Annotated in this window: 11 protein-coding genes; 3 read left to right on the top strand and 8 right to left on the bottom strand. The window is 50.3% G+C overall.

Translation table 11 applies throughout. From position 1 onward, the window contains the following. A partial coding sequence (gene fusA, locus MJZ25_01145) for an elongation factor G (protein ID MCQ2122769.1) occupies positions 1-1,805 on the top strand: 1,805 nt, incomplete at its 5' end. 651 nt (positions 1,806-2,456) lie between these two features. On the opposite strand, the gene mazG is transcribed toward fusA, so the two are convergent. Further along, positions 2,457-3,275: a nucleoside triphosphate pyrophosphohydrolase gene (gene mazG, locus MJZ25_01150; GenBank protein ID MCQ2122770.1), complete on the bottom strand. Its 819-nt coding sequence runs from the start codon at positions 3,273-3,275 to the stop codon at positions 2,457-2,459. Between mazG and MJZ25_01155 the strand changes: the two genes are divergently transcribed. Both MJZ25_01155 and MJZ25_01160 read left to right on the top strand, forming a co-directional pair. Then, the gene (locus tag MJZ25_01155; protein MCQ2122771.1) at positions 3,276-4,199 is read left to right on the top strand and encodes a DNA-protecting protein DprA; all 924 of its coding nucleotides are present in this window, start codon (positions 3,276-3,278) and stop codon (positions 4,197-4,199) included. A gap of 1 nt (position 4,200) precedes the next feature. Then, a complete protein-coding gene (locus MJZ25_01160; GenBank protein ID MCQ2122772.1) occupies positions 4,201-4,482 on the top strand; it encodes a septum formation initiator family protein in 282 nt (93 codons plus the stop codon). A gap of 227 nt (positions 4,483-4,709) precedes the next feature. Here MJZ25_01160 and MJZ25_01165 read toward each other — a convergent pair whose 3' ends face one another. From MJZ25_01165 to rpsF, 7 genes are all read right to left on the bottom strand, one after another. After that, positions 4,710-7,769 (bottom strand): efflux RND transporter permease subunit, encoded by a 3,060-nt coding sequence (locus MJZ25_01165; protein ID MCQ2122773.1) that lies wholly within the window; start codon positions 7,767-7,769, stop codon positions 4,710-4,712. A 36-nt stretch (positions 7,770-7,805) separates the two neighbouring features. Next, positions 7,806-8,921 (bottom strand): efflux RND transporter periplasmic adaptor subunit, encoded by a 1,116-nt coding sequence (locus MJZ25_01170; GenBank protein ID MCQ2122774.1) that lies wholly within the window; start codon positions 8,919-8,921, stop codon positions 7,806-7,808. 97 nt (positions 8,922-9,018) lie between these two features. Beyond that, complete coding sequence (locus tag MJZ25_01175; protein MCQ2122775.1) at positions 9,019-9,729, bottom strand: hypothetical protein; 711 nt, start codon at positions 9,727-9,729, stop codon at positions 9,019-9,021. Next, positions 9,729-11,192, bottom strand: a complete 1,464-nt coding sequence (locus MJZ25_01180) for a hypothetical protein (GenBank protein MCQ2122776.1) — start codon at positions 11,190-11,192, stop codon at positions 9,729-9,731. Before MJZ25_01180 ends, MJZ25_01175 begins: the two co-directional genes overlap by 1 nt. A gap of 99 nt (positions 11,193-11,291) precedes the next feature. Continuing rightward, positions 11,292-11,738, bottom strand: a complete 447-nt coding sequence (gene rplI / locus MJZ25_01185) for a 50S ribosomal protein L9 (protein MCQ2122777.1) — start codon at positions 11,736-11,738, stop codon at positions 11,292-11,294. Between the two features lie 16 nt (positions 11,739-11,754). After that, positions 11,755-12,006 carry a 30S ribosomal protein S18 gene (gene rpsR / locus MJZ25_01190; GenBank protein ID MCQ2122778.1) on the bottom strand — a complete coding sequence of 84 codons (252 nt, stop codon included), beginning with the start codon at positions 12,004-12,006 and terminating at the stop codon, positions 11,755-11,757. 2 nt (positions 12,007-12,008) lie between these two features. Next, positions 12,009-12,377, bottom strand: coding sequence for a 30S ribosomal protein S6 (gene rpsF / locus MJZ25_01195; GenBank protein MCQ2122779.1), 369 nt, complete (start codon positions 12,375-12,377; stop codon positions 12,009-12,011). Positions 12,378-12,518: the final 141 nt, after the last annotated feature.

Raw genomic sequence — 12,518 nt, forward strand, 5'->3', positions numbered from 1 at the left:
TCCTCGTTCTTACCGGCGTGGAAGGCGTTCAGTCTCAGTCTATTACCGTTGACCGTCAGATGAAGCGTTACCACGTACCGCGCGTCGTGTTCGTCAACAAGTGCGACCGTTCCGGTGCAAACCCGCTCCGCGTTGCAGTTATGCTTAAGGAAAAGCTCAACCACAAGCCCTGCGTTATGCAGATTCCTATCGGTCTCGAAGACCAACTGAAGGGTGTGGTTGACCTCGTCGAAATGAAGGCCTACTACTTCGAAGGCGCTAACGGCGACGACATGATCGAAAAGGAAATCCCGGCTGAACTCGCTGACCAGGCTCAGGAATACCGTGAAAAGCTCGTTGACTGCTGCGCAGACTACAACGACGAAATCATGGAAATGGCTATGGAAGGCAAGTACGGCGTCGACGAAATCGACAAGGCCCTCATCAAGAAGACCATCCGCGAAGCTTGCATTAGCCTCGAAATCACTCCGGTGTTCATGGGTTCCGCTCATAAGAACATTGGTATCCAGAAGCTCCTCGACGGTGTTGTGGACTACCTCCCGAACCCGCAGGAAGTTGAAAACAAGGCTCTCGACCTGAACAACGAAGAAGCTGAAGTTGTCCTCAAGTCTGAAGACAACGAACCCATGGTTTCCTACGCATTTAAGCTGGTGAACGACCGCTATGGTCAGTTGACCTACATCCGCGTCTACCAGGGTGTTATCAAGAAGGGTGACATGATCACCAACATCGCTACTGGTAAGAAGGTTTCCGTTGGCCGTCTCGTTCGTATGCACGCTGACGAAATGGTGGATATCACCGAAGCTGGTGCAGGCGACATCGTTGCTCTGTTCGGTATTGACTGCGCATCCGGTACTACCTTTACCGATGGCAAGAACAACTACAACATGACCTCCATGCACGTTCCTAACCCGGTTATCGAATTGGTGATCGAAGCTAAGAACCGTGACGACCTGGACAACATGTCTAAGGCTCTCAACCGCTTCACTAAGGAAGACCCGACCTTCCAGGTTGAAGTTAACAAGGAATCTGGCGAAACCATCATCAAGGGTATGGGCGAACTTCACCTTGACGTTTACATTGAACGTATGCGTCGTGAATACAAGGTTGACGTCCAGACTGGTGCTCCGCAGGTTGCATACCGCGAAACCATTACTCGCGCTTCCAAGTTCGACTACACCCACAAGAAGCAGACCGGTGGTAGCGGTCAGTACGCTAAGGTCGTCGGTGAAATGCGTCCGATGGCTGTCGAAGGCGACTCCGAAAAGGTTTACAACTTCATCAACTCCGTCGTTGGCGGCCGTATTCCTAAGGAATACATCCCGTCCTGCGATAAGGGCTTCCAGAGCTGCATGGCTGCAGGTTCCTTGATCGGCTTCCCGGTCGTTGGTATCGAAATGGACGTCCAGGATGGTGCTTTCCACCCGGTTGACTCTTCTGATATGGCCTTCCAGGTTGCTGCTCGTATGGCTTTCCGCGAAGCTTTCGCTAAGGCTGGCGCTCAGATCCTCGAACCGATCATGAAGGTTGAAATCCAGACCCCGACCGAATTCCAGGGTTCCGTTGTTGGTAACGTTTCTCAGCGTCGTGGTACCATCGTTGGTACTAACGAAGAACTCGGCATGACCACCATCACCGCTGAAGTTCCGCTTTCCGAAATGTTCGGTTACGCAACTGACCTGCGTTCTATGACTCAGGGTAAGGCTGAATTCACCATGGAATTTGCAAAGTACCTCCCGGTTCCGCGCAACATCCAGGAAGAACTCATCAAGAAGTACGGCGACAAGGCTGGTGCTAGAGCTTAATCTTTGAGTTCAACTCAGAATTAAAAAAGTCCCGCGGATTCCCGCGGGGCTTTTTTTTACGCACACAGTTGCACGGACACAACACTGGAGGACTTCGCCCTACACCAAACAAATTAAAACGAAGGTCCTCCATATTATATACAAAGAACCCCAAACCGAGTGCTGCGCACAAATTTATTTGTGCATTGCCGAGGCGATGGTTCTTGTGTTCATAGAACACAAAGAACCCTGCGAGACTAGCCCGCAGGGTTCAGTGGAATTAGAAGAGAACAAGTGTGCTTCCTACCTAGTCTACTCCGCGGTTAGAGGCCGGCATCCCGTCTCGAAAACCAGAATAGGTTGGAAGCACGTTCTTAATATACACTGCGAATTTCCCTAGGAAAACTTTTTTCATAAAAACACTGCTCCCAGGAAAAACATTCCAACATGGAGTACGCGGTAATTCCGTCGTTTTTACATATAAGCAAAGATGATAAAGAGGTTTTATAGGTAGTTTTACAAACAAACTATCATAAGCTCTTGTAAATCTTTGTGTTTTTCACCCATAACTCGGCCATTACATAGTTTTTATAGGTAACTAACGAAAATTCGCTCATAACTCAATTCTATTCTGGGAGTATTTTACCTATAAACACATCATTTAAAACCGATTTATAAGTGATTTTTGTCAAAACCCGTTCGAACCTTCGCTTCCCGCCACAGTTCCTGGAGGCGTTCCGGAGTTTCCTCCTTCATTTCCTTGCCTTCGGCCCGGGCCATTTCTTCCACCACGCGGAAACGTTTTTCGAACTTGGAATTGGCGCGTTCCAAGGCGAGGGCGGCATTGAAACCGCAGTGGCGGGCAACGTTCACCAGGCTGAACATGATGTCGCCGAACTCATCTTCCATACGTTCAATATTTCGATTTTCTTCGTTTGCGGCTTGCATTTCAGCACGGAATTCAGTAAATTCTTCTACGGCCTTGTTGAACACAGGTTCAGCCTCGATCCAGTCGAAACCAACCTTCGCTGCGCGGCGCTGAATTTCCTGGGCGCGGGCCAGAGTGGGCATGCTCTTGCTAACCTTATCCATAGCGGACTTGCCCGCCATTTGTAGATTATTCTTTTCTGCAGCCTTGATGCGTTCCCATCGACGGGTCACTTCGGAGGCATCATCCACCTTGGCATCGCCAAACACATGTGGGTGACGGCGGATCATTTTTTCGCAGATTCCCTGCACCACATCGTCAATGGAAAAGTCATTGTTTTCCTTTGCGACCTGTGAGTGGAATACTACCTGGAAGAGTACATCTCCCAGTTCTTCCGCCATGTGAACCTTGTCGTTTGCCTGGGCGGCATCAATGTATTCATGAGATTCTTCGACTAGATAGGGCAACAAGGACTGATGAGTCTGTTGTCTGTCCCAAGGGCAACCTTCCGGGGAACGGAGGGTGGCCATGATTTTCACAAGATCTTCAAAGGAATATTTCATATGGTACAAGATAGAAAAGGCAAGAGCTGTACAAATGCCAACGATATTTATGAGCTCGGGCTCAAAGAATTCCCTCTGCAATTGAAGGATTCCATTCTCCGCCCCAAAAGACTTTTTTGCAAGGGCATACTTCCCGACAAGGAATCCATCGGAATCGCCATGGTGGGCACAAGGCGCCCCAGCAGCTCCGCCAAGGAACTGTGCCGCAAGCTAGTGGAAAGCCTTAAGGGAACCAACGCGGTGGTAGTTTCCGGCCTTGCACAGGGCATCGACAGCTACTGCCACGAAGCAGCCCTGAATGCGGGCATAAAGACCATTGCCGTCATCGCCCAGGGGTTGGAAGCCCAGTTCCACGGTTCCCAAGCAGAACTGGCCCATAGAATCGTTTCTGAGGGCAGTTGCATCGTCACCGAGTACGAGGGAGACTTCCCGTCGTACAAGGGCACCTTCCCCGCCAGAAATCGAATTATCAGCGGTCTCAGCCGAGCCACCGTCCTTGTCCAGAGCAAAACCAAGGGAGGCGCCCTCATTACCGCCGACTATTGCCTTCAAGAAAGTAAATTGCTCCTGGCGGTTCCCGGGGACTTCGACAGCGAGGTTGCCAGCGGCCCAAACCTCTATTTGGATCAAGGAAAGGCAAAGCCCGTTTTTTCGCCAGAGAGCCTTCGGGTAGCAGCAGGTCTTCAACTTGTAGAATCACCACAGGCCAGCCTGCAGCAGTTGGAACTTTTCGGTTGCAACCTATCGGAAGAGGCCAAGGCGTTCTTCAAACAATTCAATGGTTTCCGGAAGACTTTTTCAGATCTTCAGAAAGAATCTAACTTTAAGACTGGCAACATTTTAGCTATATTAACAGAACTAGAAATTGCAGGACTTGTCCAGACACAGGACAACTACCAATTCTATTTCAACGGATCGGATTAACTTGAACAAGCGACTATTCTTCTTTGCCGGGATCATCATCATCGCAATCATTGCGATGGTTTCCCAGGTTTTCTTCGGAAAGAACAGCTTGAGCCAGCAAAGATACGTCGCCCACGACATTGCCGTCTATCAGGCAAAAATCGATTCCCTGGAAAAGGTGATCGAAACCCGCAACATTCAAATCGAACGCCTCAAGACCGACTCCCTCTACAAGGCGGAAATCCTCCGCACCCGCTACGGCATGACCCAGAAAGGCGAAAAAGCCTTCCAGCTGGTGGAGTAAATCCTTTTTTTTCATAAGTGAAAAGAGCCCGCGTAACACGCGAGCTTTTTTATTTCAAGGAAGACTTTAATCTAACCAAACTCTTCGGGAACTAAAACAGTTTGCATTTAGGTCAAGAGGAGTGGAGTTGGATTCGACCGACCCCTGAAAGGGCGACTGGAGCATCGCGCAAGGAGCGGAGGGAGAAGACAATCTACCACCCTCGCAGACCTTACACAAACAAGACATCAAGCCATTTTACTGGCGTCCGTATGTCCGGCCTTCTCCACCTTTCCTGCGAAATAGCTATAAGCAGCCGGCACAATGAACAGCGTCATGAAGGTAGCGAACGTGAGACCGCCCGCAATAGCGATACCCATAGCCATGCGGCTAGGCGTGCCCGTGAGGATCAAGGGCACTGCGCCCAATACCGTGGAAAGGCTCGTCATGAGGATTGGGCGGAAGCGGCGTTCCGCCGCTTGCCTAGCCGCTTCCAGCTTTGTACATCCGGTAGCAGCAGCAATCTGGTTTGCGAATTCCACAATCAAGATACCGTTCTTCGTCACAAGAGCAATCAAAAGAATCAAGGCAATTTCACTGAAGATGTTCAGAGTCTGCCCTGTAAGGAACAGGCAAGTGAGCGCACCAGCCAAAGCCAACGGCACCGTAAAGAAAATCACCAGCGGAGCGCGGAAACTTTCAAACTGACCTGCCAGCACCAAGAAGATCAAAGCCAGCGCCAGCAGGAACACAATGTACAAGCCGGAAGAGCTTTCTTCGAATTCCTTGGACGCGCCACTCAATGTGGTGCTTACGTTGGGATATTCCTTCAAGAGGCCTTTAGCAATTCGACGCATCTCTTCCACGCCGTCGCCGATGGTCTTTCCGGGAACAAGACCCGCCTGAATCGTAGCAGCGCTAAAGCGGTTGTAACGCGGTAGCGACGGCGATGCAGACTGTTCCTTGTAAGTGATAAAGTTATCCACGCTGACAGCTTCGCCCTTACGGTTCTTCACCGTCAACAAGGACAAGTTCTGAGGCGTTGCACGATACTGGTAACCGACCGCACCGATCACATCGTACTGACGGCCTTCCTTGTAGTATTCACCATAATTCATGTCGCTAATGCTCAATTGAACGGCCTGGGCAATATCATTTACAGACACGCCTTCTTCATTAGCCTTATCGCGCAAAATCTCGATATGAAGCTCCGGCTTGGTAAACTTCAAGTTGGTATTCACCACGCTGAACACCGGACTCTTGCTAGCCTCTTCCATAAACTTGGGCACCAAAGTTCTCAGCACTTCGATAGAACCTGCCTGCAGCACAAACTGCACCGGCAAGCCACCGCGCTGCGTACTGATACTCTGAGGTTCAAACACCATCACGCGAAGGTCAGGATATTCGTTACCCAGAATCTGGATAGCATGGGCGATTTCACTCTGGGGACGGCGAGCAGTTTTGTCGTCATTCAAGGACAAACGAATTCTGGAGTTACCAGCATTCCAAGCACCTGCCTGAACTTCCTTATATTCGCCACTATCCAAGATACCCATGACTTCATCCACGAAGGCATCGGCCATACGTTTAGTGCGGGTAAGAGTCACGCCTTCGGGCATGTTCACGTTCACCATCACGGCACCGGAATCTTCCGTCGGAGCCATTTCGCTACTCATGTTATTGAAGCAGAAATAAGCCGCAATCAAAAGTCCCGCCACAATGGGGAACAACAGAAAACGCAATTTCAGGAAGCCGCCCAGAAGCACAGAATAAATACGGTTCAAACCATTGAAGAAAGGTTCCGTCAAGGCAAAGAACTTACCCTGTTTCTGCTTTCTCAGGAACTTGGAGCAAAGCATGGGAGAAAGGGTCAGTGCGCACAAGGTGGAAAGGAACACCGTACCGATCATCACTGCCACGAATTCGCGGAACAAGAGGCCCGTTGTACCGCCCAAGGCAAGCACAGGCACAAACACAGACATCAACACCACAGAGGTGGCAATCACGGCAAAGAAGATTTCGTTGGTTCCCGCCACAGCAGCCTGCTTGGGAGTCATGCCCTTTTCAATCTTGTCGTAAATGTTTTCCACAATCACAATGGCGTCATCCACAACAAGGCCGATGGCCAGCACCATTGCAAGCAATGTCAAAACATTAATACTAAATCCGCAAAGGTACAGAACAAAGAAGCTTCCGATTACAGCCACCGGCACCACCACCATAGGGATAATGGTTGTACGGCCCTGACGGAGGAAAGCGAAGATAATGGCAATCACCAGGAGGAATGCAACGAAGATGGTCTCCACCACTTCCTTGATGGAAGCACGAATGTTGATAGAAGTGTCGCGGCCATAAAGCATGTCCACGCCTTCGGGGAGTTCACGACGGATGTCTTCCACACGCTTGTAGAATTCGTCTGCAATGTTCACATGGTTACTGCCAGGCTGTGCCACGAGAGCGCAAGTAATGGTGTTCTTACCGTTACGGCGGAAACCCTTACGAGTATCCATGGGTTCGTAATGGATGGTAGCCACGTCTGCCACGTGAATCACAGTGCCGTCGGCAGCAGTCTTCACTGCAATTCTACCAAAGGCTTCCGGATCAGGAATACGGCCCAAAGTACGGATGGAAAGTGTGGTTTCAGAACCTTCGATGGAGCCGGAAGGAAGTTCCAGGTTACCTCTGCTGAGAGCGGCACTCATTTCGCTTCCGGTAACGCCCATGGCCTGCATACGAATGGGGTCAATCCACAGGCGGACTACAGGCTGCTTTTCGCCCCAGATCATCACTTCGGAAACACCGTTGATGGTCTGCAAACGTTCCTTCACGTGGTTGCGGGCAATTTCAGAAACCTCCATGGGGTCCAGCTTGTCGCTGACCAGGCTGATCATCAAGATGGGATCGGAATCAGAGTCGCTCTTATTGACGGTGGGTTCATCCACATCGTCGGGCAAACGACGGCGCACACGGCTCACACGGTCACGAATATCGTTGGCAGCGGCTTCCAGGTCCATGCCGGTTTCGAATTCCGCACTGATGTAGGAGAAACCATCGGAACTGGTAGAAGTCAAGGCCTTGATGCCCGGCGCACTATTGATGGAGGATTCCAGGACTTCGGTAACTTCGGCTTCCACCACAGCCGCATTAGCGCCGGGGTAAGAAGTACGCACCTGGATCAAAGGATAGTCGACGTTGGGATATTCACGGATACCCAAGTTGCTCATGCCGAAGGCGCCCAGCAAAAGAATCACCAGGGCCATCACAGTCATAAGGACCGGGCGACGAACTGAAAGGTTTGCTACACTCATTATTAGGTTCCAGGGGCGAGGTTCGAGGCGCCAGCCTTAGTCAACTTCGTAATCGGTATTGTTGCGAATTTCGCGAATGCGGATAGAGCTACCCTGACGGATGCTGATCAAGCCAGAGGTAATCACGGTATCGCCTTCATTCAAGCCAGAAACAACATCCACGGCAATAGGCGTACGGAGGCCAGTTTCCACACGGACCATCTGGGCCTTGCCATCCTTGGCGATAAACAAATAACCGCCATCCTTATCCAGAGTCAAAGCTTCTGCAGGAACAGGAATAGACTTGGCGCGACCGGAGGAAAGTTCCACACTAACCTTGACGTAGCTGCCAGCCAGCAATTCACCGTTAGCATTATCTACAGCCACCATAATCTGGCGGGTACGGCTGCTTTCAGAAATGGTAGCGTCCAGAGCCTTCACCTTGCCGGTTCTGTTGATACCGCGTTCTTCATCGCGAAGGTCGATTTCGTCACCAACCTTCAGATTAGAGGCGTAACGCTGAGGCAAGGCAAACCTAGCCTTCAGCTGCTTTACTTCGCTAAGAGTTGCAATAGAAGTGCCGGTAGTCATCCAGGCGCCAACGGAAACATTCACAAAGCCAAGCTTACCGCTAAACGGTGCGCGGACTTCAGTCTTTGCAATCTGAGCCTTAATCAATTCAATGCTTGCTTCCGCAGACTTAAGAGACGCTTCTACAGCTTCAAGATCAGCCTGGGTAGCAGCATTCTTTTCCACCAAGCCCTTAGTACGGTCCATCTTTTGCTGAGCCAACTGCTTGTTGGACTCGGCCTGCTTCAGCTGAGCCTTCAATTCAGAATCGTCAATCTTTGCCAGGAGGGCGCCCTTCTGCACGTTGGCTCCATCCTTGGCCATCAGCTTCATCAAACGGCCATTTGCAGCAGCAGTCAGCTCCACGCTGTTCATGGCCTCCAAGGTAGCCATAGTCTGAAAACTCTTGTTAGCTTCATGAGCCTGGGCAATGTAGCCTTCTACGGCAAAAGTCTTAGCCTTACCACCAAAGCCACCCGGACCGCCCTTGCCAGGGTCTTTTCCACCAGGAGCACCAGGACCACCCTTGGCAGCATTATCGCCACCACAAGCGGAAAGCACAACAGAGAGCGCAACAATTAACAAACCAACAAATTTTCTCATATCCATCCAAGGACAAAAAGGTGAAGTCAACCCAACCCTAACTCCAATTAGATGCTTGGAACCAGGATTCGGTTGCAAGGTTTTTTCCAAACACTACCTAAAACTTCACGTTCAGAAGTAAACCGCTGCCATCTTCAAAGAATTGGGGAACAAATTCCATTCGTTCAGTAAACGCCTTCGAAGATGTTGCTCGGTAAATTCTAATGGAATTCAACATGGATACCACACGGTTCAGCACCAGGGCGCCCATAGAAGCCTGAAAGAAGATCCTGCTAATGCGGAAATGACGCAAGCGGCTCTTATATTCCTCAATGTGTTCCGTACTCTCAGGATTATCACTGCTGCCCCAGTCCCACTGAATTTCTGCAGCCAGTTCTTCGTCAATTTCCTTGCCAGCACGAATCATGGTCTGGTTGTAATCCTCGTCCATGTCCGGAGAAGAATTCTGTCCATCTACCCCACCGCGGCTACGATAATTTCCCACCGTATTCAACATGGAGACATTCTTGCTCTTGGTGTTCAATCCGGCATGACGCACCGCATAATTATGGGCTGACGAAATATAACGTTCGCCAATGAAGTAACTGCCGATGGTAGTCATCCACAGCGCAGCGTCAGTCCAGACAAAGGGACGGACAAACTGTTTTTCGCCAAGGTATAATTCACCCATACCAGGCAACAACGCAGAGGCACCAACAGCCTTCCACCAGCTTTTGTCAGAATTCTTGGAAACGCTTTCATCCACCGAAACCACCACCTGGGAATAGGCAGAGACTGCAGCGAACAAAAGAACCAAGATCAATCTCATTAGAAACTCCAGCTAGCCTGAACGTTTACACCGACGCCATCGAACAAGGTAAAGCCACCATCAAGATGCAGGTAGTCATACCAAGACAAATCTTCCTGATACAAGGTCTTGTTGAAGGCGTTTGCAGTGAGGGCTGCATCTACTGCAGAGATAACATGGTTCAGGATCAAGCCACCAAAGAACCATGCCTGCATATCAGCATAGTCGTTAGCTTTGTTACGAAGAGAACGATATTCATCCTTGTGCTTGGATTCTCCCAGGGAGACTGCAGAGGCGTTGGGGTTTTCCAGATCGAGGCTGATGTTGGAGGGAATCACATCATCCCAGCCAAGAACATAGTTCTTATCAGCGATCAAGGAATAGACTTCTGCCGGCTTATCAAACTTGACCTTTCCCATTTCCTTGCCAAGGTTTACAGGCTTGTTCACAAAGTCGCTCTTGTATCCAGCATCGTTTTCATAAAGGTCTCGGCTATAGCAACCGCGTGCGGAAGCGTTTCCATAAATCGCTTCACAGAAACTTTCACGGGAGCCAAGGTAGCGGGTACGGAAAGCTTCTGCATTAGCACCACTGCCATTGGATTCAAACAACGTACGCATGCCGTTTTCGTAATCGCCAATGGAGAAGTGTTCCTTGGCATAGCTCTTATACTTCTTGACTTGCTTGCCGTACTTGTAGACAGAGTAGTAGTACCAACCGCTCCAAAGACCTGCTTCCAAAGCCAGGTAGACGACACCACGGGCCGTAGTGAACTTGGAACCGCCAGTGTATAGCTGACCTGCACCCGGAATCACAAGGGACATGAACAAAGCCTTACGAGGATCCTTGTACTTGCCCTTGATTTCATCCATGCCGTGAACCTTGGAAACCTTCACCGGCCCAAGCAAGTCGCGACGGCTCATGGAACTGGAGGACGGAGCGGCAGAAGTTTCAGAAGAACTGCTAGATTCTGCGGCTGCGACTTCAGAAGAGGAGGATTCAATTACCGGCATTTGGGCTGCTTGGGCAGCCAAAAGCTGATCCTGAATATCCATCAGGGAATCCTGGGCGCGCATGGCGGAATCCTTGGGAAGTTCCGCCTCACGAATAGAATCACGGACTCGGGCCTGTTCCGTTGCCTGTCGGATGGCTTCCTGACGTTCTGCGTTCATTCGAGCATAGTTACGGGCGTATTCTTCTTCGGGAGAAAGGGAGCTGGAGCTCTCCGCCACAGAAGAGGAACTGGCCACGCTTGAGCTAGAAACGGCAACGGAACTGGAGGATACCGCAGCACTGGAAATAGCAACTGTGGCAGAACTTGAAACCGCGGCACTGGATGCAACCTCGGAGCTGGAAGACTGAGCTTCGGCAGCGGCAGCTTCTTCTTCAAATTCGGCAAAAAGGTCTCGCGGCTGGGCAAAACCCTGAGTTACAAAAAATCCGGCCATGCAGGCCACAATAGACTTAAGAGCAAACTTGTGCATACAAGTATAAAATAGAAAATTGCAAAAAAAAGAACCGCCCCAATCCGAAGAATGGAGCGGTTCAAAAGCTTTTAACCAAGCTAGTTTAGGGAGAGAGAATTACTTCTCTGCCACCACCCAAACCTTAACCTGTGCTTCAACGTCGCTGAAGACCTTGATAGTCACGGTGTAAACGCCGAGCTGCTTGATCGGTTCAGCAAGATCAACCTGAGCGCGGACGATCTTAACGCCCTGCTTGGTGATTGCATCAGCGATGTCGGAAGCGGAGACGGAACCGTAAAGGCGTTCGCCTTCCACTACGCGGCGTTCGAGGTTAACAGAAATCTGAGAAAGCTTTGCAGCGACGTCGCCAGCAGCTGCCAGTTCCTTCTGGAATGCAGCTTCAACAGCAGCGCGGTTGTTCTTGATTTCTTCAACAGCTTCCTTGGTTGCACGAACAGCGAGCTTGCGCGGGAAGAGGTAGTTATTTGCATAACCGTTCTTAACCTTCACGACGTCGAGCATCTTGCCGAGGTGGGGAACATTGGCCTTAAGAATAATTTCCATAGTCTAGGTCCTCCAATTAGCGAATGCTGTCCGAAACGAACGGGAGAATAGCCATCTGACGAGCACGCTTGATTGCTTCGTTCAGCATACGCTGATACTTAGCAGAGGTGCCGGAGATGCGGCGAGGAATGATCTTGCCACGTTCAGAGATGAAGCGACGGAGAGTCTTTTCATCCTTGTAGTCAATGAACTGAACGTTGTTTTCAGTGAACCAGCAAGTCTTCTTGCGACGAATACGGGTTGCCTGCTTCTTATCTTCAAAAGCCATGATTAAGCCTCCCCTTCTTCTTCTGCGTCAACCGGAACGATTTCTTCGGTAGACTGAGCCATATCTGCATTGTAAACGATTTCGGTCATCGGATAATCAGCGAGGGTCATCCAACGGAGAACGTTTTCATTGAGCTTGAGAGCTGCTTCCATAGCGGCAACAGTTGCAACTTCTGCCTTGTAGTAGAAGATTACATAGAAGCCGTGCTGGCGCTTGTTGATAGAATAAGCGAGCTTGCGCTTGCCCCAATCATCGCGACGAACAATTTCGCCACCCTTAGTGATGTTAGCGGCGATGGTCTCGATTTCAGCCTTGATGGCGTCGTCAGAGATCATAGCGTCGATGATCACCATAGTTTCGTACTGTCTCATAATGAGATCCCTTTGGTCTTTCGCCCAGGTTACCACCATTGGCCCCGGGAGGGTTCCGATATAAATCGGTGGCCCAAATATAGAAAAGGATGAATTTTTGTCAAACCTAGGGGGCTGGTCCTAGGTAAAAATGTCATTTTT

It is taken from the genome of Fibrobacter sp. (assembly GCA_024399065.1).
Taxonomy (GTDB): domain Bacteria; phylum Fibrobacterota; class Fibrobacteria; order Fibrobacterales; family Fibrobacteraceae; genus Fibrobacter.